Raw genomic sequence first — 20,093 nt, 5'->3', positions numbered from 1 at the left:
AGGAGCGAGGACTTGTAGTGAATAGCCCGACCGTCTGCCCTGAGCATAGACGAAGGGTGTGGTAACGCCCAAATAAAATTAATATCTAACTTTTTTATTTACTACTTTGAGGTTTGAAAAGTGATTGTGAATAAATACATTTGTTGAATAAATATATTAAAATTATAAAATGAATATTCCTTCAGAATTAAAATACACGAAAGACCACGAATGGGTTAGCTTAGATGGCGACGTTGCTACTATTGGAATTACTGATTTTGCGCAAAGTGAATTAGGTGATATTGTTTATGTTGAGGTTGAAACCCTTGATGAAACTTTAGAAGCTGATGAAGTTTTTGGAACTGTTGAAGCGGTTAAAACAGTATCTGATTTGTTTTTACCATTATCTGGTGAAATTATTGAGTTTAATGAAAGTTTAGAGGATGAGCCGGAAGTGGTAAACTCTGATCCTTATGGAGCAGGTTGGATGATAAAGTTAAAATGTTCAGATTTATCTCAAGCAGAAGGATTATTGTCTGCCGACGATTATAAAGCCCTAATAGGTGCTTAAAAAAGGAACTTTTTTAGTAGCCTTTGTATATACAGTTGCATTAGCGGTAGTAAGTCTAATAAATTTAGACGGTCGTCTTCCTGATGTAAACATATCTTTTGGCGATAAAATTTTTCATTTTTTAGCTTATAGCCTTTTTGCCATTTTATGGTTTTATGCCTTGTGTTTTACTTTTAATTTAAAAATAAAGAAAGCTTTATTGTATGCTTTTATTTTCGCTGTGTCGTTTGGCATAGTTATTGAAGTTTTACAGGATACAATGACAGCCTCAAGAGCCTTAGATGTTTATGATGCTTTAGCGAATACCTTAGGAGCATTAATTGCTTCGACAGTATTGTGGTTTAAAAATCGATTACACATTAAAAACTCTTAAACGCTTGCTTTTTTGATAAATAAATAGTTATTTTAGCAATCTTGATAAACGATTTAAATTATGGAACCTAAAAAAAATCCCCAAGCAAATGTTGGACGTAACAGTTCACTTTACTTCGCAATTGGATTAGCGTTAATGTTGTTCTTAACAAATTACGCAATCAATTACAAAACTTATGATAAAGTTGAAATAGATATAGGACAATTAGATCTTGAAGAAATTGAGGATGAAGAAATCCCAATTACAGAGCAAATACAAACGCCACCACCACCACCACCACCACCTGCAGCGCCAGAAGTGATAGAGATTGTTGAGGATGAGGTTGAAATTGAAGAAACCGTAATCGAATCTACAGAGGTTGATCAGGAAACAGAAATTGTTGAGGTTGAAGAAGTAGAAGTTGCAGAGATAGAAGAAGATATTGATGTACCATTTTCAGTAATTGAAAACGTGCCAGTTTTTCCAGGATGTGAAAAAGGTAGCAATACAGAAAAGAGAAATTGTATGTCTAAAAAAATATCTCAATTTGTAAACAAAAAGTTTAATACTGAGTTAGCAGGAGATTTAGGTTTATCAGGAAGACAACGTATCAACGTTATTTTTAAAATTGATAAAACAGGTACAGTTACAGGTATTCGAGCAAGAGCACCGCACCCAGGATTAGAAAAGGAAGCAAAAAGAGTAATTGGATTGCTACCAAAAATGAAACCAGGAAAACAACGTGGTAAGCCGGTAAACGTTCCATATTCGTTACCAATTATTTTCCAAGTACAAGATTAAGAAAACACAAGTTTACTTATATATTAAAAACCTCGAAGTTAGCTTCGAGGTTTTTTTTGTTTTAGACAATATCTAAACCAATACATGCTATTAAATAATTAGCATATAAAATCCAGTTACAGTTTTGTAACGGGATTTCTTTTTGGTATGCTTATTGTGACTTTAGCATAATATTAACATTTTAAATTCTAATTATTATGAGTAGTCAAAAGAAAACTCACGATCTCATTCGGCAAAATGAGCAAATCGTGAAAAAATCACAAAAGCATGATGTAAATTTACAAAAAAACTCAACCTTTTATTTTCAAATTGGGTTAATTGTGTGTTTACTAATTTCCTTTGGGCTATTGGAAATGAAATTCGAGACGTCTATACCTCGAGTGGCAGATGCTATGCCGCCGGATATCCTAGAAGAAATTTCAATTGACAATATTAAGGTAGAAGACTTGCAAAAAGCCGAGGTAAAACCAGTACTTAAAAAGAAAGTCCTTTTTATTAATAAAATTAAAAAGGTTGAAGATGATGTTACCTTAGAAGAAGCTCTAGACCTTGTAACTGAAGAGGAGAAGCCAACAGAGCCTTTTATAGATCCTGGCGCGGTTAAGGTTGAAAAAGACCCGGGAAATGTAGAGTCTGTTTCTATCGCTTTTGTTCAGAAAGTACCAATCTATCCTGGGTGCGAAGAGTCTAAAAACAATATTGAACGTAAAAAATGTATGTCTGATAAAATAGGAAAGCTAATTCAACGAAAATTTGATGGTGGTAATATCGCATCGCAATACGGATTGGAAGGAAAACAAAAAATAGATGTACAGTTTACTATCGATAAAACCGGTAAAGTAACTAATGTTAAAACACGTGCAGATCATCAAAAACTACAAGATGAAGCTCATAGGGTTATTCATTTTATCCCAGAAATGACACCAGGCAAACAGAATAATAAAAACATTGGAGTTATTTATACACTACCTATTGTATTTTATACTCAATAAGTAATACCAAATTATAATTTCACGCTTTAAAAACCGTTGTTACGATTAGTAATAGCGGTTTTGTTTTAAAACTAATTTAGTTTGCGTAATTATAGTGTAACTCCTATTTTTAGAAGTACTTATCGGGGTTTAAATAAGACTAGAAACTAAAAATATAGTATCTTTCGGCACTAATTAGTTTAAATTAACTCTTAATTCTTAAACATGAAGCAATTCATTGTACTAGTCCTACTTTTAGTTCAATATAATTTTTATGCTCAAGATGTTTTTTCTCTTGAAAAGCCACCGGTATTTTCTAATTGCGAGGACGTCGCTATTACCAACTTGCAAACTTGTTTTAACACCCAGGTATATAACGAAATTTATAATAACTTTAAAGTACCAGCAAAACTTACAGAAGCTGGTTATAAAGGGGAGGTGGTTGTTATTTTTGAGGTGGATACAACGGGCCAGTTTCAAATAGTATACATAGATGCTATGTATGGTGAGTTAAAGGAAGAGGCACAGCGTGTTTTTAATGCGTTTCCTAAAATACAACCTGCTACCTACAACGGGAAAAGTACCTTTAAGCAATATTCGCTACCCATAAAAATACCTTTAGTAAATCCGGCTGAGGCTGTCGGTACAACCACTATAACTAATGCTAATGTTACAAAAGCGGTTAACCCATTAGAGGTAGCGGCTAAAAAGGAATACGATAATGTAAATAAAGAATTAAAAGATTTTGAAAACCAAGCGTTTAAAAGTCAATTAAATATTCAGTTTACTCATAGTGATTATGCACGTTTTGATAGGCAAATGAATATGGTTGGTACAAATAGCCATACCGCATCAAAACCATTTGTTTACGAAGAGGTATCTAAATATTTCGATTTTGAAGCTGAACAAAAACAACTGCAGAAAGACACTGAAACTTGGTTGGGTAAAAAGTTTTGGAACGAACATTTAGTGCAATTACAAAGTGACGATTATTGGTTTACTGTCGATCCTATTTTAGATTTACAAGTAGGAGCAGATTCAAATTTAGATGCTGGATCAACATACAATAATACCAGAGGGGTTTTAATTCAAGGTGGATTAGGAAAGAAATTAAATTTCTATGCTTCGGTGTTTGAAAGCCAGGGACGCTTTGCAGATTATGTAAATCGATATGCCGAAAGTTTAAAAGCTTATGGTCCAGATCCAGCCATAATTCCTGGGCGCGGTATTGCGAAACGCTTTAAAACGGATTCTTATGATTATCCGGTGGCTGAAGCTTATTTGTCTTATGCGCCTGCTAAGTTCATAAATGTACAATTTGGGCATGGTAAAAACTTTATAGGAGATGGGTATCGATCGTTATTACTAAGTGATGTGGCGAGTCCGCATCCGTTTTTAAAACTAAACACCAAGTTTTGGAAAATTAAATATACCAATACTTGGATGTGGTTAAAAGATGTTAGAGACGCTGTTGAAGTCGATAGCGCCTTTTTAACCAAATATATTGCTAACCATTATTTAAGTTGGAATGCTAGTAAACGTTTAAATATAGGATTGTTTGAATCGGTTTTATGGACAAACTCCAACGATCGGGGTTTTGATGTAAATTACCTAAATCCTATTATATTTTACAGAGCCATAGAGTTTGAAACCGGACAAGGCGCCGGAAATGCGCTAATGGGAGCAACAGCAAAATATAAATGGAATGATAATGTCAATATTTATAGTCAGTTTATTTTAGACGAGTTCTCTTTGGGCGATGTAAAAGCAGGAGAGAAAAGCTGGAAAAATAAGTTTGGCTACCAATTAGGTGTTAAATATTATAACGCGTTTAAAGTTGATAATTTATTGCTTCAGTTTGAATATAACCGTGTGCGTCCTTATACCTATTCGCATAATACGGTGGTGTTAAACTATGCGCACAACAACCAACCTATGGCGCATTTATGGGGCGCTAACTTTAGTGAGGCCGTTATAATTGGACGTTACCGTTACAACCGTTGGTTTGGCGATGCTAAATTAATTTTTGGAACACGCGGGTTAGATTTTAATGATGGTACGGACAATTTTAGTTACGGTGGCGATATCTATAGAAATTACAACGACCGCCCTTTTGATACCGGAGTGGAAGTTGGTCAAGGTATAAAAACAACAACCTTTAACGGTAATATACAAGCAGGTTATGTCTTAAACCCTGCAACAAACCTCAAAGTGTTTACCGATATAACCGTTAGAAATTTTAACCCAGAAGCCACAACTGCCGATACTTTTAAAAATAATACGGTTTGGTTTAATTTTGGAGTTAGAACCGATTTGTTTAATTGGTATTTCGATAACTAATATAGGCCCCCGCAGGCGGGAATCTCATATTTATAAGTTTCAAAATAATTATAAACCCCAATAGGTTCTATTGGGGGTTTTTGTAAGAAAATTTATTTATATTTACGAGGTGACAACTACAAAAAAACTAACTGTCCATCAAATAACAAAATATTGAAAGAAGGAGATTTAATTAATATTGATGTTTCTGCGGAACTTAATGGATTTTGGTCTGACAATGGTGGCTCTTTTGTTCTCGGAAAGGACATTCATAATCACCAACCTCTTGTAGATGCTTCTAAAAACATTTTAAGTAAAGCTATAAACAATATAAAAGGCGGCGTGAAAATTTCTGAAATTGGATATTTAATTGAAACTGAAGCAAAAAAATCAGGATTTAAAGTTATTAAAAACTTGGCTAGTCACGGAGTTGGTAGAAGTTTACACGAAGCGCCCGAAAATATTTTAAACTACAGGGTTAAAAGTAACAGGGAAAGATTCAAAAAAAATACAACAGTAGCAATAGAAACTTTTATTTCAACAAATTCAACTGTTGCTGTAGAATTGAATGACGGTTGGACTTTAGTTGGCAATAAAGGAGGATATGTAACGCAACACGAACAAACAATACTTGTAACCGATAAATATCCTGTTATTTTAACAGAATCGAATGAAATTTCGAATTAAATATCTTGCGACAACACGTGTGCAAATCAAATAAAAAACAAATAATTCCCCTGCTAAAAGGCAAAACTACTCCTTTAGTCCCTTATAAAACGTGCGTCTAATTTTTTCGGAAGAAATAAAACAGCAGCCATAATCAAGGTCGTCGTAGGTTTTGGTAAGTGCGCTGTTTGCCGCCACTTTATCTTCGGTTTTCCCTTGGCTAATTTCGGTTTCAATGGTGCTTTTTAAAGTTTCCATCATATTTAAAAAGGTGGTGTATTCGGCTTTGTTAGATAAGTTACCGTGCCCAGGAATAATTTTAGTATCGTCGTCAATTAAAATTAAAGCACTTTTTACAGCGTTGATATAGCCATTAATAGATCCGCCAGAATTTAAATCGATGTAAGGATAGCGCGCGTTAAAAAACGTATCTCCTGTATGTAACACGTTACTTTTTGTAAAATACAGCATAGCGTCGCCATTGGTATGCGCGTTATCTACATGAAAAATAAGCACCTGTTCGCCGTTTATGTATAAACTTAGTTTATCGTTAAAGGTTATAACAGGCAACGACGCATCGTTTTGTTTTGGGTTGTCTTTTATGCGTTTATACACATTATCGTGAGCAATAATAGGGGTTTGTAGTTTTGCAATATTTTCGTTTCCACCGGTATGGTCGCCATGGTGGTGCGTATTAGCTAAATAGGCAATAGGTTTGTCGCTTAGTGTTTTTATGGCCGCTAAAATTTTGGGTGTTAAGGGGGCAAATTGGCTATCGATCATTAAAACGCCATCGTCGCCAATAGAAATTCCAATATTTCCACCTTGACCTTCAAGCATATAAATGTTACTGGTAAGTTGGTGTGTGGTAATGGTAACCTCCTTTTTTTGTGCATACCCTATAAAGGCGATACTAAATAAGGCGATGCTAATAATTGATTTTATAAATTTCATTTCTAAGCTGTTTTTTTTATTACTAAAAATACAATTTTTTAAGTGAGAATTGAATGTTTTAATTTACCATTAAAAACCATTGGTGAAATTGCTTTTATAGAGTATCTTTGCACTCGCAATATTAAAGCCGTCAAGGATATAGACCATTGAGCAAATCGAAAACTACAATAGCAAAGCCTTCTGTACTATCAGATTTTAAAGAAATCACAAAAATGCGATTAGCATTAAGTGTGGTGTTTTCGTCGCTTGCGGGTTATTTACTTGGTGTAGAAACGGTCGATTTTAAAACCTTAACCTTACTAGCTTTTGGTGGGTATTTTATGGTGGGTGCATCAAACGCATTTAATCAAATTATTGAAAAAGATTTGGATGTTTTAATGGATCGGACTAAAAACAGACCGATTCCTGCAGGCCGTATGTCGGTAAACACTGCGTTTATAATTGCAACCATTTTCACCATTTTAGGTGTAGGTATTTTATACACCATAAATAAGCAAACGGCTATGTTTGGTGCCATATCTATTTTTCTATATACCTGTGTGTATACGCCGTTAAAAACAAAAACACCTATTGCGGTGTTTGTTGGTGCCATACCGGGAGCTATCCCGTTTATGTTAGGGTGGGTAGCAGCAACCGACGATTTTGGTATTGAACCAGGAACCTTATTCGCTTTACAGTTTTTTTGGCAATTTCCTCACTTTTGGGCTATTGGCTGGTTTTTATATGATGATTATAAAAAAGGAGGCTTTTTTATGCTTCCAACAGGAAAACAAGATAAAGGGACTGCTGTGCAATGTATTATGTACACTATTTGGACTATATTAATATCTATCGTGCCTGTGTTTGGGTTTACGGGTAGATTACAACTGTCTATTATAGCTATGGTATTAGTATTACTAGCAGGGTTATGGATGCTGTATTACGCCATTGGCTTATTTAAAAAAATGACCGAAAAAGCCGCTAAACAATTAATGCTAGTAAGTGTATCTTATATTACACTGGTACAAATTATTTATGTGGTAGATAAATTTATTAGATAAATTATGGATTTAACTCAAGGAACACACGAAGAAAAAAATAGTAGAGCCAAAAAAATGATGCTTTGGTTTGGTATTATTTCGCTTATTATGTCTTTTGCAGGCTGGACAAGTGCTTTTGTTGTGAGTAGTTCAAGACCAGATTGGTTAAAAGAATTTGTTTTACCTAATGCTTTTATAATTAGTACGGTTGTCATACTAATAAGTAGTGTGACTTTTATTTTGGCAAAACGTGCTTTAAAAAGTGCTAACCATAAAGCAACCATGCTTTGGTTGGTGGCTACATTAGTTTTAGGGTGTGTTTTTATTTATAATCAGTTTTCTGGATTCAGACAGATTATAGATTTAGGGTATAATTTTACCGGACCAACTAGTAATATAACCATGTCTTACATTTATTTAATTGCTATTGTGCATATTTTGCACGTGGTGGTAGGATTAATTTGTTTGTTGGTTGTAATTTATAATCATTTTAAACAAAAGTATGCTAAAGATAATATGTTGGGCCTAGAGTTAGCAGGAACTTTTTGGCATTTTATAGATATTTTGTGGGTTTACCTATTTTTATTTTTATACTTTGTAAGGTAATTGAGTTAAGGGAAGGTCTTTAATTAGTTGTGTTATAAAGGTTTTAACGGATAGTCGCGTTAGAGATTGAGGCTTTGTTGAAGCTCGCCGACGTAGGAGGAAGCGACTGCCGAAAGCCCAACTTTTTGTGTTCCTAGTAGGTTTTTAAAACCGTGAATGTGATAACAAAAAGGAACGCCAAAACTATTTTTAGCAATGATTAATTTTAAGTGATTAATTTTTAAAGCGTGATGTTTTATTAGATGAATAAAATGATTATTTTTGTCCAACTTTATAAATAACAACCATTATATATGAGTACAGCAGTAGCAGAAGGCAAAACTTGGGAAGGCGGAAACGCTCCACTTAAAGTAAGTTACGGTAAAATGATGATGTGGTTTTTCATCGTATCGGATGCCTTAACATTCTCTGGGTTTTTAGCAGCCTACGGATTTTCAAGATTTAAATTTATTGATGCATGGCCAATTGCAGATGAGGTGTTTACGCACTTTCCGTTTTTACACGGTGTAGATGCCCCAATGTATTACGTAGCTTTTATGACGTTTATATTAATTATATCGTCTGTAACTATGGTATTAGCTGTTGATGCTGGTCACCATTTAAATAAAAGCAAAGTCACTATTTACATGTTTTTAACCATTGTGTTTGGTTTAATATTTGTGGGTTCTCAAGCTTGGGAATGGAACACATTTATTAATGGTGATTATGGTGCTGTACAAACTAAAGGTGGTAACATTTTACAGTTTGGACATTATGTGGATAAAGATGGCGAGCAAGTTTTTAAACGTGTAGCTGTTAGGGATTTTGCTGTAACTGCAGCACACCAAGATAGAACACAACACGAAAACAGAAATGGTGTTTGGTTTGCTAGTGAAGGCGCATTACCTGCTTATACTATGGACGAGGTTATACACGGTTTACAAGCCAATAAAGATGTTTTAGTACGTACTCAAATTATTAACGAGCACGGTGAAAAAACAGTGTTGTCTAGAGAAGAGTCTATAAATCAAATAATGAAAAACGGTAAGTTATACGTTGAGGGTGCTAACCTTCAAGTTAACGAATATGGTTCGCCGCTTTTTGCAGATTTCTTTTTCTTTATTACAGGATTTCACGGGTTTCACGTATTCTCTGGTGTAATAATTAACATTATTATTTTCTTTAATGTTGTACTAGGAACTTACGAAAGACGAGGAAGCTACGAAATGGTAGAAAAAGTTGGTCTTTACTGGCACTTTGTAGATTTAGTTTGGGTATTTGTATTCACATTCTTCTACCTAGTTTAATAAATAATTTTTTTCATTTCCTTGAAGAAGGAAATCTTTTAAATCAAAGCAAAAATGGCACAAGAACATAAATTAGAAATATTTAGAGGACTTTGGAAATTTAAGTCTAACACTCAAAAAATTTGGGGTGTATTATTATTCCTTTCAATAGTAACAACAGTAGAGGTTGCTTTAGGTATTGTTAAACCAGAATGGTCAATGGCACACGTATTAGGAATGAAAATATTAAACTGGATATTCATTATACTTACCATCGTAAAAGCCTATTATATTACCTGGGATTTTATGCACATGCGCGACGAAACTAGCGGATTAAGACGTGCTGTGGTTTGGACGGCTATATTTTTAATCCTTTACCTAATCTTCATCTTATTACAAGAAGGTGGTTACGTATTTGAGGTTTATGACAACGGATATATTAAGCGCGATTTTTAATCGCAACAACACATAAAAATGAATCCTGCCAATTGGCGGGATTTTTTTTGCAGTAAAAAGATTAAGGGTCTAGCCTATATCCTTAATTCGTTTCAGGGCCAAGGTTAGGGCATGGAATTTATTGTGATCGTAGACGAAGGACTGTATCTTTTTAAAAGGTTATTGCTAGAAGGGGTTACGTATCAATCTGTTTGTTTTTAGGTAGTTATATTTTTTGTTTTATATGGTTTTTAAAGGTTTGCTGTTTACATTCCCTAACGCGCCTAACTGCCAATGTTGTCGTAATACTAAGTTAAATAATGGAATAAAAGCGGTTATTACCTCTGCTTTTTTTATTTTTGCAAATCAAATAAAAACAACATAAATTCTGGTTTTTAATGGATTATAAAAAGGTAAGTCGCTATGTAGTTTTAGGAATATTATTCTTTCTTCCTGTAACTTTTTTACTGTTTTTATATCCAGCTACGCATAACTATACGCCGTTAGATATTGTAAACGAATCGGTTTTAGATATTGAAGGTTTTTCATCTGAAACGGAGGATCCAATTCTATTAAAAGATCATATTACTGTACTCGGATTTTTGGGAGACAATCCGGAAAAGAGCAGCACAATAGCCTTAAATTTAAAGGAGCTAGTTTACGATAAATTTAAGGGGTTTAAACGTTTTCAAGTGGTTGTGCTTATGCCAAAAGGTAGCGAAAAGGCCGCTAAAGTTTTAAAAGCCGAAATTAGTTCGTATCAAGATTTAAAATTTTGGCACTTTGTTTATGGGGAGCCTGCCGATATAAAACGCGTGTATTTTAGTTTGAAAACTAAAGGCAATCTATCCAATAATTTAGGCACCAATCAAGTTTTTGTAGTCGATAAAGATTTAAAACAACGTGGGCGATTGGATGATAGAACCGATAACGAATTGGAAAAAAACAAACCAGTTTACGGGCTTAATGGTTACAATTGTATTGAAGTAGCCGAAATTAAAAATAAAATGAGCGACGATTTGCGCATTCTTTTTACCGAATACAGGCAAAAACGAAAAGGTGAATTCGATCCTAGTTCTTCACGAACTGAAGATATAAGCGTGGAAAATAAAAAATAAGATTCTCGTTTTAAGGGAATGTCAAAAAGTTGAAAATGAAAAAAACGAATTATTCATACATAGGTATAGCTTTTACAATTCTTATTTTCGGAATTATTTTTATTCCTAGAATAGTTGATAGAATTACTAATGGCGATATATCAAGACAAGAAAGCAGAAGCGATCAGCCTAAAGAAGTGGCCGAAAAAAAATCTGATTTAGTGTTTATACAAAACAATGGTGTAAACCGTAAAGTGCCCGATTTTTCGTTTACAAACCAGTACGGAAAAACAATTACCAATAAAGATTTTGAAGGTAAAGTGTATGTTATAGAGTTCTTTTTTACAACATGTCCTACCATTTGCCCTAGGATGAATAGTAACTTGATTCAAATTCAAAATGAATTTGAAGGTTTTGAAGATTTTGGTGTCGCCTCCTTTACTATTAATCCGGAACATGACACCCCCGATGTGTTAAAAGCCTATGCCGAAAAGTATGGCATTACCAATCTAAATTGGCATTTAATGACGGGTAGTAAAGATGCTATTTACGAGCTTGCAAACAAAGGCTTTTACATTTATACTGCCGAAAACCCAGATGTTCAAGGAGGTTTTGAGCACTCTGGTAATTTTGCTTTAATTGATAAAAACGGATTTGTACGTAGCAGAGAAATGCAAGGAAATCCAATAATTTATTATAATGGTATAACCTCAGAATCTGAGAAAACAGACGAAGATGGTAAGCTAGAAGAAATAAGTGCATTAAAAGAAGATATTAAAAAGTTGCTAAATGAGTAATACAGAAAACACTTTAGACGATATAAAGTATAATAAACTAATTGTCATACTTTCAGTAGTGATACCCATTGCGGTAGCTGCCCTTTTCGGAATAAAAATAGATGCAGAACTTCCTGTTTTTTTACCACCAATTTACGCGAGTACTAATGCGCTAACAGCTTTTGTTTTAGTGTTAGCCTTTATTGCCATCCAAAAGAAAAAAGTAAAGCTACACGAAAGGTTAATGAAACTAGCCATAGGATTATCGGTTTTGTTTTTGCTTATGTATATTGCTTATCATATGACTAGTGATTCTACCGAGTTTGGTGGCCAAGGTGGTGCTAAATATTTTTATTATTTTATATTAATAACACATATATTATTATCCATTATAGTTATTCCATTTGTATTAATAACGTATGTACGCGCTATTACAAACAACATAGAGAAACATAAAAAAATAGCTAAAATCACCTTTCCCTTATGGCTTTATGTGGCTATAACTGGCGTTGTAGTTTTTATTATGATTTCTCCTTATTACGCTTAAAACATGACACGTAAAATTACATTAGTTCTTTTTTTACTTTTGGTTTTTATTAAAACGAATGCACAGTGTGCCATGTGTCGTGCTGTTTTAGAAAGTGAATCAGGGCAAACAACAGCCGAGGGAATAAACGATGGTATTGTGTATTTAATGGCTGTGCCATATATACTTGTGGCGGGTCTTGGATACTTTATTTACCGGAAATATAATTCAAAAAAAAGTATTTAAAACTTTTTTAATTTTTCTTGTAACAAATCTTTGGGCTGCTAGTCTTATAACTAAGTTATAGTGCTTAACTAATTTAATCAAAATATGTTAAAAATTCATCAGCTTCATAAATCCTATCCAATAGGAGATTCTAGTTTACATGTTTTAAAAGGGATTGATTTAAATGTTGAAGAAGGTGAAATGGTTGCCATTATGGGCTCTTCGGGTTCAGGAAAATCAACCTTACTAAATATTATTGGCATGCTAGATGAAGCAGATTCTGGCGAATATATTTTGGATGGTCTTCCAATTAAAAATCTAACAGAAAAAAAAGCAGCTGTTTACAGAAATAAGTTTTTAGGTTTTATTTTTCAGTCTTTCAATTTAATAAATTATAAGAATGCTGTCGAAAACGTTGCACTGCCTTTATATTATCAAGGTAAAAAGCGTAAGGAACGTCAAGAACAAGCTATGTTTCATTTAGGTAAAGTTGGGTTAGCAGATTGGGCTAAACATTTGCCAAAAGAACTTTCTGGCGGGCAAAAACAACGTGTTGCTATAGCAAGAGCTTTAGCTGCAAATCCTAAATTATTATTAGCCGATGAGCCAACAGGTGCCTTAGATACCAAAACATCTCATGATATTATGGCGTTTATTCAGCAATTAAACGATGAAGGCAAAACTATTTTAATGGTAACCCACGAAGAGGATATTGCCAATATGTGTAAACGTATTGTGCGCCTTAAAGATGGTGTTATTATGGAAGATGTTAAGGTAACTCAAGATAGAGCCGAAAATTATGTTTGATTTAGACCTTTGGCGCGAAATATTTCAGAGTATTAATATGAACAGGACCAGGAGTCTGCTCTCTGGTTTTACTGTGGCGTTTGCTATCTTATTATTTACTATTCTTTTCGGGATTGCTAATGGATTACAAAATACATTTGCAGAAGCTTTTGTGGACGATGCTAATAACTCTATTACTGTGCGGTCAGGGCGAACAACTAAAGCCAACAAAGGCCTACAAGTTGGGCGGCAAATTCAGTTTAAAAATGAGGATCTAGATTATATAAAAGAAGAGTTTGATGGCAAAGTAGAATATATTACCGCAAGGATTTATAAAAATTTTCAAGCGTCTTTTAGAGGTGAGCAAAATGTATATGATATTCGGGCGGTACACCCGGATCATCAATTTTTGGAAAAAACCTTGATTAAAGACGGTCGATATATTAACCAAAGTGACTTAATTAATAAAACCAAATGTATTGTTATTGGTAGGTTGGTTGAAGAAGATTTGTTTTTAAAAACTACCGCCTTAGGTAAATACCTTAACCTTGCCGGAATTCAATTTAAAGTGGTAGGCGTTTTTACAGATGATGGTGGTGATAACGAAGAGCGAAAAATTTACATGCCAGTTACAACAGCACAGCACCTATATGGCAATAACGATTATATAGATGAGATAAATTTAACCTATAATCCAGAAATGGATTACGATCAAGCCTTAGCCTTTAGTACGCTGCTTACAAAAAAAATGAAGAATAGGTTTTCGGTGGCACGAAGCGATCAACGTGCTATTCGTGTGCGTAATATGGCGGAAGGCACTAAAGCCGTTAGCCAAATGACGGTGGGTTTAACTTTTATTATCCTCATAATTGGCCTAGGGACTCTAATTGCAGGTATTGTAGGTGTAAGTAATATTATGATTTTTATTGTAAAAGAGCGTACCAAAGAAATTGGTATTCGCAAAGCTTTAGGAGCATCGCCAAAATCTATAGTATCTATAATTTTAATAGAGTCTATTTTTATTACTGCCATAGCCGGATATGTTGGGTTATTATTGGGGGTTGGCGTATTGGAAATTGTAAAACCGTATTTGGTAGAGTATTTTATAAAAGACCCTGGTGTTAGTAATAGTTTGGTAATTGGAGCAACACTAACCTTAATTATAGCAGGAGCTATTGCAGGCTATTTACCAGCTAAAAAAGCATCACAGATTAAACCCATAGTAGCACTAAGAAATGATTAGATTTTTATTAGATAGAGATACTTGGCAAGAAGTTTTTGATAGCTTTAGTAAAAATAAACTTAGGTCTATCTTAACCATGGTAGGTGTTTGGTGGGGTATATTATTACTTATCGGGCTTTTAGGATCTGCTAAAGGTTTAGAAAATTCTTTTAACCGCTTATTCGGAAGTTTTGCTACCAATAGTGTATTCGTTTGGGGACAAAGTACTAGTAAACCGTTTCAAGGGTTTCAAGAGGGCAGACGTGTTAATTTATCGTTAACCGATGCCAAAAAAGTAGAAAATAATGTTGAAGGTATTGAGTTTTTGGTTCCTAGAAATCAAAATCAGTCTACCGTTGTTAGAAACTTTCTTTCTAGTTCATTTTCTATAAATGGTGATTATCCTTTACTGGATCAGGTTCAAAAGAAAAACTTGATTCATGGACGTTTTATTAATCAAAACGATATTGACGGCAATAAAAAAGTGGTGGTTATTTCAGAAGAAGCTTATAAACAACTTTTTGAGAAAGATGAAATGCCAATTGGAGAATATGTCGAGATAAATAAAATCAATTTTATGGTGATTGGTATGTTCGAAAATGGAAATGCCAATATGGGGCCAACCTCAGATATGCATATTCCGTTTACAACCTTTCAACAAATATACAATCAAGGGGATCAAATTGGTTGGATGATGATTACAGGAAAACCCGATTATGATATTTTACAAATTGAAGAAGACGCTAAATTATTACTTAAAAACCTAAATAATATTCATCCTAAGGATCAACGTGCCTTTGGTAGTTTTAACTTAGGTAGTGAGTTTGCCAAAATAACAGGGTTTTTAACGGGTATGCAGTTTTTAACTTGGTTTGTGGGTATTGCCACTTTAATAGCGGGGGTTTTTGCTATTGGTAATATTCTTTTAATAACCGTTAAAGAACGTACTAAAGAAATTGGAGTTCGACGTGCTTTGGGTGCTACACCTTTTGAGATTAAAAGACAAATAGTTGTCGAGGCTGTATTTTTAACTATAGTGGCAGGACTATTTGGAATTATAACCGGTGGTTGGATTTTAATTTTATTGGATCATCTGTTTGGGCAAGGTGAAGATGCGGCCATTGTAAACGCCTCGGTATCCATATCGGTAGTATTTATAGCTTTAGTAATCCTAGTTGTGCTAGGGACTTTAATAGGTTTAATTCCGGCCTTTAAAGCTACTAGTATAAAACCAATTGAAGCATTAAGAGAAGAATAAACAATCTAAAAAAAGTAAACCTTCTATAAGGTTAATATGGTTTTCTTAATTAAACAAGATGTAAAAAACCATGTAACAACATAGAAACAATAAGAACAATCAAATGAATAAAACAGTAAAAATTATTTTAATATTAGTTGCTATTATAGCACTAGTGTGGGTTTTAAAGTATTTTAAAGATGCCAATTCTAAAGATGTGGTAGATTATAAGGTAGAAGAGCCTTTTTACAGTTCTATAAATACTAAAGCTGTGGCCACAGGTAAGTTAAACCCAGAGGAAGAGATTGAGCTAAAACCTCAAATTTCGGGTATTGTGGATAAGGTTCTTGTAGAGGAAGGCGATATTGTTAAAAAAGGAGACCTTATTGCAACGATTAGAGTGGTGCCAAACGAACAAAACTTGGTTAGCGCAAAAAGTAGAATTTCAACCGCTAAACTATCGTATGATAATGCAAAAGTGCTTTTTGAAAGAAACAAAACCTTATTTGAAAAAGGTGTGATTTCTCAGCAAGATTTTGAAAATAGCCAATTGGCTTTCAATCAGGCTAAAGAGTCATTAAACCAAACGCAAAACGATTATCAAATTATAAAGCGTGGTTCTATTTCTGGTGGAAATTCTGCTAACACTAATATCATTGCTCAAATACCAGGTACTATTCTAGAAATACCAGTTAGAGAAGGCGACCAAGTTATTGAAAGTAATAATTTTAACGCAGGTACAACTATTGCGACTATTGCCGACATGAGTCTTATGATTTTTGAAGGTAAGTTAGATGAATCTGAAGTTGGAAAAGTACAGGAAGGAAAAGAAATTAAAGTTATCCTTGGTGCCATTCGAGATAAAGAATTCCCTGCAAAATTAACCTTTGTTGCGCCTAAAGGTGTTGAGGAAAATGGTGCTGTGCAATTTACCATTAAAGCAGATGTTACTATCGATTCTACAACAAATATTAGAGCCGGTTATAGCGCTAATGCCGAAATTGATATCGAAGCTAGAGATAGTGTTTTAGTAATTAGAGAAGCCTTGTTACAATACAATAGAATTACCGAAAAACCTTTTGTGGAGATTTTAACAGGAGACAATAAGTTTGATAAAAAAGATGTGGAATTAGGACTTTCTGATGGAATTAATGTTGAAATTATTGAAGGTGTTAAAGAAGGTGATAAAATTAAAGTTTGGAATAAAGCATCAAAAGATAACGAAGATGAAGAAGCCTAAAATGAAACTATCCACCTTGTTTTTAAGTCTTGTATTAGGTTCGTTTATGTCTTTCGGACAACAAAAAATATGGACCCTTCAAGAATGTGTAAATCATGCACTTGAAAATAATATTAGTGTAAAACAAGGCGAAAACACCTTACTTATAAATAATGAAGATGTTATTGCGGCTAAAGGGCAATTTTTACCATCCTTAAGTGCAAGTGTATCTCACAATATAACTTTAGGTGGTTTAGAAATTGATCCAGGTGTTTTTGTAGATCAAACTTTTAATCAAAGTAGAGTAGGGTTTAGTGTATCTCAAAATATTTTTAATGGGTTTAGAACATTAAATTTATACAAACAATCTGTCCTTACCAGAGAAACCAATCAATTAGAATTAAATAGAATAAAAGACGATATTTCTCTAAATGTTGTTAATGCCTATTTAAATGTATTATTTAATAAAGAAACTCTAGAAACGGCACGTGCCCAATACGAGTTTAGTAAAAAACAATTAAATCAGGTTCAAGAATTGGTTGATGCTGGGGTTCAGCCCAAAGCGAATGTTTATGATGCTGAAGCCACATTAAGTAGAGATGCGCAACAAGTAACTTTGGCAGAGAATAGTTTTAATTTAGCATTACTCTCATTGTCGCAATTACTACAAGTGTCTTATAATGGTTTTAATGTTGAAATTATAGATATAGATTCACCTTCTGAAGCCTTACTCTATTCCAATATAGATCCAGTATTAAACTATGCCTTAAAAAATAGAAGTGAAATAAAAGTAGCAGAAAAAAATATTGAAAACGCAGCTTTAAATACAGAAATATCAAAAAGCGGATATTTACCAAGTTTAAGTTTTTCATATGGTTACAGTTCTAGAGCATCATTTACGAATCTTACAGATTTAGAAGATGATTTTTTTAATCAAATTAATGACAATAAAGGACATAGTTTTGGGCTCAATTTAAATATTCCTATTTTTTCAAGATTTCAAAATAAAACATCAGTTGCAAAATCTAAAATTCAAGAAGATAATAGTAAACTTAATTTAGAACAAGCTAAGTTAAATTTAGAGGCTAATATTCAACGAGCTTTTACCGATGCCCAAGCTGCATTTAAAGCTTTTGAAGCTGCAAAAAAATCCTTAGAATCTCAAAGTTTAGCATTTAGTAATTCTAAAGAACGTTACGATATTGGAGTTATGACTGCTTTCGATTTAGAACAAGCTAGGGTGCAATTAATTAATGCAGAATCCTCTTTAATAAACGCTAAATACGATTTTGTTTTTAAAACAAAAGTTTTAGATTTTTATATGGGTAAATCTTTAACCGAATAGAAAACTCAAATAAGATGTAGTGCTTTAAAAATTTAAAGGTTTCTAATTGTAATCAAAACCTAAAAAGAATACATTATTTGAATATAAAACGATAATTTTGTGCTCAATATACAGAAGCAATATGAGCGTATTTATACTCAACCTAGAAACGGCAACATCAAACTGTTCCGTATCCCTTTCAAAAGATGGTAAAACCATTGTTTTAAAAGAAGATAACGATAAAAGCTATTCGCATGCAGAGCGACTTCATGTCTATATAGATGCTGTTTTAAAAGAAGCGAATATAACCTTAAACGATTTAGATGCTATAGCGGTAAGCAAAGGCCCAGGATCTTATACGGGATTACGTATTGGCGTTTCGGCAGCTAAAGGACTTTGTTTTGCTTTAAACAAGCCTTTAATTGCTATTCCGACTTTAGATGCTTTAGCGTATCAAGTAAAAATGAATGATGGTATTATTGTTTCTATGTTAGATGCGAGACGTATGGAAGTTTATTCTGCAATTTACAACTCAGATTGTAACCAAATTCGAGAAACACAAGCTGAAATACTTGATGACACCTCGTTTAATAACTATTTAGACGAAGGAAAAGTATATTTTATTGGTAATGGTGTTGAAAAAACCAAAACCTTAATTGAGCATGCTAACGCTGTTTTTGTTGATAATAAATTACCTTCTGCTAACGAAATGAGTGTTTTAGCCTTCAAAAAATATAAAGAAGATAATTTTGAAGATGTGGCTTATTTTGAACCTTATTATTTAAAAGATTTTGTGGCCTTAAAACCTAAAGCTAAATAAAAAAAGCCCCTTCATGTTGTAAATGTGAAGGGGCTTTTAATTTATTAAATAAGGTGTTTATCCTTGTTTTTGAATTTCAACACGATGTGGGAAAGGGATCTCAATACCAGCTGCATCAAGAGCTTCTTTTATGTTTTCGGTAGCTTCGAAGTACACTGCCCAATAATCTTCAGCATTACACCATGGTCTAACCGCAAAGTTTATAGAACTATCTGCCAATTCCTTAACATTTACAGAAGGGGCAGGATCTTGTAATACTTTAGGGTGCGATGTTAATACATTCATTAATACTTCTTTAGTCTTTTTAATGTCAGAATCGTAACCAACGCCAATAACTAAATCTACACGACGTGTACCTTCAGTAGTATAATTAACAATATTTCCGTTTGATAAAGAACCATTAGGAATAATGATTTCTTTATTAGAAAGTCCAGTTAATTTAGTTGTAAAGATTTCAATTTCTTTAACTACACCAATTTCACCTTGAGCTTCTATTAAATCGCCAATTTTAAAGGGTTTGAAAATCATTATTAAAACTCCACCTGCAAAATTTCCTAGCGAACCTTGTAAGGCTAAGCCAATGGCTAAACCTGCAGCAGCTAAAATAGCAGCAAACGAAGTGGTTTCTACGCCAACAGTACCAAGAACAACAACAATTAATACAATTTTTAAAACCCAGCCAAGAAGGTTTAATAAAAACTTTTGAAGACTTTCATCATAGCTTTGTTTGGACATTAAATTTTTTGAGGTTTTTAATATTTTTTTTATCACCCATGCTCCAATAATCCAAATAAGTATGGCTCCTATAATTTTCAGGCCATAATCTAATCCTAATTGTAACCACTTTTCAGTGTCAATGTTTTCTAAATTCATAATTTTTAAAAAGTTAAAGTAAGTGCAAACTTAAAAACTAAACCTTAATT

Annotated in this window: 21 protein-coding genes and 1 pseudogene; 20 read left to right on the top strand and 2 right to left on the bottom strand. The window is 33.5% G+C overall.

What is annotated here, in order from left to right; all coding sequences use genetic code 11:
* Nucleotides 1–169: 169 nt before the first annotated feature.
* From gcvH to ABJM36_RS11540, 6 genes and pseudogenes are all read left to right on the top strand, one after another.
* Nucleotides 170–550 (top strand): glycine cleavage system protein GcvH, encoded by a 381-nt coding sequence (gene gcvH, locus ABJM36_RS11565; protein WP_348451601.1) that lies wholly within the window; start codon nt 170–172, stop codon nt 548–550.
* On the top strand, nt 543–923 hold the full coding sequence (locus ABJM36_RS11560; RefSeq protein WP_348451600.1) for a VanZ family protein: 381 nt from the start codon (nt 543–545) through the stop codon (nt 921–923). Before gcvH ends, ABJM36_RS11560 begins: the two co-directional genes overlap by 8 nt.
* A 60-nt stretch (nt 924–983) precedes the next feature.
* Entirely contained in the window at nt 984–1,703 is a 720-nt protein-coding gene (locus ABJM36_RS11555; protein WP_348451599.1) for an energy transducer TonB, read from the top strand.
* A gap of 248 nt (nt 1,704–1,951) precedes the next feature.
* On the top strand, nt 1,952–2,695 hold the full coding sequence (locus ABJM36_RS11550) for an energy transducer TonB (RefSeq protein ID WP_348451598.1): 744 nt from the start codon (nt 1,952–1,954) through the stop codon (nt 2,693–2,695).
* Between the two features lie 204 nt (nt 2,696–2,899).
* Complete coding sequence (locus ABJM36_RS11545; protein ID WP_348451597.1) at nt 2,900–5,014, top strand: energy transducer TonB; 2,115 nt, start codon at nt 2,900–2,902, stop codon at nt 5,012–5,014.
* Nucleotides 5,015–5,149: 135 nt separating this feature from the next.
* A pseudogene (locus ABJM36_RS11540) lies at nt 5,150–5,680 on the top strand (M24 family metallopeptidase); the annotation flags it as partial.
* 66 nt (nt 5,681–5,746) lie between these two features.
* Here ABJM36_RS11540 and ABJM36_RS11535 read toward each other — a convergent pair.
* Entirely contained in the window at nt 5,747–6,613 is an 867-nt protein-coding gene (locus ABJM36_RS11535) for an MBL fold metallo-hydrolase (protein WP_348451596.1), read from the bottom strand.
* A gap of 146 nt (nt 6,614–6,759) precedes the next feature.
* Here ABJM36_RS11535 and cyoE point away from each other — a divergent pair, with 146 nt between their 5' ends.
* From cyoE to tsaB, 14 genes are all read left to right on the top strand, one after another.
* A complete protein-coding gene (gene cyoE, locus ABJM36_RS11530) occupies nt 6,760–7,653 on the top strand; it encodes a heme o synthase (protein ID WP_348451595.1) in 894 nt (297 codons plus the stop codon).
* Between the two features lie 3 nt (nt 7,654–7,656).
* Nucleotides 7,657–8,238 (top strand): cytochrome c oxidase subunit 3, encoded by a 582-nt coding sequence (locus ABJM36_RS11525; RefSeq protein WP_348451594.1) that lies wholly within the window; start codon nt 7,657–7,659, stop codon nt 8,236–8,238.
* 293 nt (nt 8,239–8,531) lie between these two features.
* On the top strand, nt 8,532–9,524 hold the full coding sequence (locus ABJM36_RS11520; protein ID WP_348451593.1) for a cytochrome c oxidase subunit 3: 993 nt from the start codon (nt 8,532–8,534) through the stop codon (nt 9,522–9,524).
* Between the two features lie 54 nt (nt 9,525–9,578).
* The gene (locus ABJM36_RS11515) at nt 9,579–9,959 is read left to right on the top strand and encodes a cytochrome C oxidase subunit IV family protein (RefSeq protein WP_348451592.1); all 381 of its coding nucleotides are present in this window, start codon (nt 9,579–9,581) and stop codon (nt 9,957–9,959) included.
* A 377-nt stretch (nt 9,960–10,336) separates the two neighbouring features.
* Nucleotides 10,337–11,056, top strand: a complete 720-nt coding sequence (locus tag ABJM36_RS11510; protein WP_348451591.1) for a hypothetical protein — start codon at nt 10,337–10,339, stop codon at nt 11,054–11,056.
* A 35-nt stretch (nt 11,057–11,091) separates the two neighbouring features.
* Nucleotides 11,092–11,832, top strand: coding sequence for an SCO family protein (locus tag ABJM36_RS11505; RefSeq protein WP_348451590.1), 741 nt, complete (start codon nt 11,092–11,094; stop codon nt 11,830–11,832).
* On the top strand, nt 11,825–12,358 hold the full coding sequence (locus tag ABJM36_RS11500) for a DUF420 domain-containing protein (protein WP_348451589.1): 534 nt from the start codon (nt 11,825–11,827) through the stop codon (nt 12,356–12,358). Before ABJM36_RS11505 ends, ABJM36_RS11500 begins: the two co-directional genes overlap by 8 nt.
* Nucleotides 12,359–12,361: 3 nt before the next feature.
* Complete coding sequence (locus ABJM36_RS11495) at nt 12,362–12,583, top strand: hypothetical protein (protein WP_348451588.1); 222 nt, start codon at nt 12,362–12,364, stop codon at nt 12,581–12,583.
* Between the two features lie 84 nt (nt 12,584–12,667).
* The gene (locus ABJM36_RS11490) at nt 12,668–13,369 is read left to right on the top strand and encodes an ABC transporter ATP-binding protein (protein ID WP_348451587.1); all 702 of its coding nucleotides are present in this window, start codon (nt 12,668–12,670) and stop codon (nt 13,367–13,369) included.
* Nucleotides 13,362–14,591: an ABC transporter permease gene (locus ABJM36_RS11485; protein WP_348451586.1), complete on the top strand. Its 1,230-nt coding sequence runs from the start codon at nt 13,362–13,364 to the stop codon at nt 14,589–14,591. The genes ABJM36_RS11490 and ABJM36_RS11485 overlap by 8 nt, the downstream gene beginning before the upstream one ends.
* Nucleotides 14,584–15,828 (top strand): ABC transporter permease, encoded by a 1,245-nt coding sequence (locus tag ABJM36_RS11480; protein WP_348451585.1) that lies wholly within the window; start codon nt 14,584–14,586, stop codon nt 15,826–15,828. The genes ABJM36_RS11485 and ABJM36_RS11480 overlap by 8 nt, the downstream gene beginning before the upstream one ends.
* 103 nt (nt 15,829–15,931) lie before the next feature.
* Nucleotides 15,932–17,047, top strand: coding sequence for an efflux RND transporter periplasmic adaptor subunit (locus ABJM36_RS11475; protein ID WP_348451584.1), 1,116 nt, complete (start codon nt 15,932–15,934; stop codon nt 17,045–17,047).
* Nucleotides 17,034–18,371: a TolC family protein gene (locus ABJM36_RS11470; RefSeq protein ID WP_348451583.1), complete on the top strand. Its 1,338-nt coding sequence runs from the start codon at nt 17,034–17,036 to the stop codon at nt 18,369–18,371. Before ABJM36_RS11475 ends, ABJM36_RS11470 begins: the two co-directional genes overlap by 14 nt.
* 121 nt (nt 18,372–18,492) lie before the next feature.
* On the top strand, nt 18,493–19,170 hold the full coding sequence (gene tsaB, locus ABJM36_RS11465) for a tRNA (adenosine(37)-N6)-threonylcarbamoyltransferase complex dimerization subunit type 1 TsaB (protein ID WP_348451582.1): 678 nt from the start codon (nt 18,493–18,495) through the stop codon (nt 19,168–19,170).
* 57 nt (nt 19,171–19,227) lie between these two features.
* Here the strand turns inward: tsaB and ABJM36_RS11460 are convergent, their stop codons facing one another.
* Nucleotides 19,228–20,043, bottom strand: a complete 816-nt coding sequence (locus ABJM36_RS11460) for a mechanosensitive ion channel domain-containing protein (RefSeq protein WP_348451581.1) — start codon at nt 20,041–20,043, stop codon at nt 19,228–19,230.
* Nucleotides 20,044–20,093 lie beyond the last annotated feature (50 nt).

This window comes from Algibacter sp. (assembly GCF_039977455.1).
Lineage (GTDB): Bacteria > Bacteroidota > Bacteroidia > Flavobacteriales > Flavobacteriaceae > Algibacter_B.
The sequence above is the reverse complement of the archived record's forward strand: the minus strand, read 5'-3'. Positions and strand labels throughout refer to the sequence as shown.

Coding starts and splice junctions, on each gene's coding strand:
- gcvH (WP_348451601.1), top strand. CDS start 170: ATGAATATTCCTTCAGAATTAAAATACACGAAAGACCACGAATGGGTT.
- ABJM36_RS11535 (WP_348451596.1), bottom strand. CDS start 6,613: ATGAAATTTATAAAATCAATTATTAGCATCGCCTTATTTAGTATCGCC.
- tsaB (WP_348451582.1), top strand. CDS start 18,493: ATGAGCGTATTTATACTCAACCTAGAAACGGCAACATCAAACTGTTCC.
- ABJM36_RS11475 (WP_348451584.1), top strand. CDS start 15,932: ATGAATAAAACAGTAAAAATTATTTTAATATTAGTTGCTATTATAGCA.
- ABJM36_RS11460 (WP_348451581.1), bottom strand. CDS start 20,043: ATGAATTTAGAAAACATTGACACTGAAAAGTGGTTACAATTAGGATTA.
- ABJM36_RS11480 (WP_348451585.1), top strand. CDS start 14,584: ATGATTAGATTTTTATTAGATAGAGATACTTGGCAAGAAGTTTTTGAT.
- ABJM36_RS11470 (WP_348451583.1), top strand. CDS start 17,034: ATGAAGAAGCCTAAAATGAAACTATCCACCTTGTTTTTAAGTCTTGTA.
- ABJM36_RS11510 (WP_348451591.1), top strand. CDS start 10,337: ATGGATTATAAAAAGGTAAGTCGCTATGTAGTTTTAGGAATATTATTC.
- ABJM36_RS11495 (WP_348451588.1), top strand. CDS start 12,362: ATGACACGTAAAATTACATTAGTTCTTTTTTTACTTTTGGTTTTTATT.
- ABJM36_RS11500 (WP_348451589.1), top strand. CDS start 11,825: ATGAGTAATACAGAAAACACTTTAGACGATATAAAGTATAATAAACTA.
- ABJM36_RS11525 (WP_348451594.1), top strand. CDS start 7,657: ATGGATTTAACTCAAGGAACACACGAAGAAAAAAATAGTAGAGCCAAA.
- ABJM36_RS11505 (WP_348451590.1), top strand. CDS start 11,092: ATGAAAAAAACGAATTATTCATACATAGGTATAGCTTTTACAATTCTT.
- ABJM36_RS11490 (WP_348451587.1), top strand. CDS start 12,668: ATGTTAAAAATTCATCAGCTTCATAAATCCTATCCAATAGGAGATTCT.
- ABJM36_RS11555 (WP_348451599.1), top strand. CDS start 984: ATGGAACCTAAAAAAAATCCCCAAGCAAATGTTGGACGTAACAGTTCA.
- ABJM36_RS11545 (WP_348451597.1), top strand. CDS start 2,900: ATGAAGCAATTCATTGTACTAGTCCTACTTTTAGTTCAATATAATTTT.
- ABJM36_RS11520 (WP_348451593.1), top strand. CDS start 8,532: ATGAGTACAGCAGTAGCAGAAGGCAAAACTTGGGAAGGCGGAAACGCT.
- ABJM36_RS11485 (WP_348451586.1), top strand. CDS start 13,362: ATGTTTGATTTAGACCTTTGGCGCGAAATATTTCAGAGTATTAATATG.
- ABJM36_RS11515 (WP_348451592.1), top strand. CDS start 9,579: ATGGCACAAGAACATAAATTAGAAATATTTAGAGGACTTTGGAAATTT.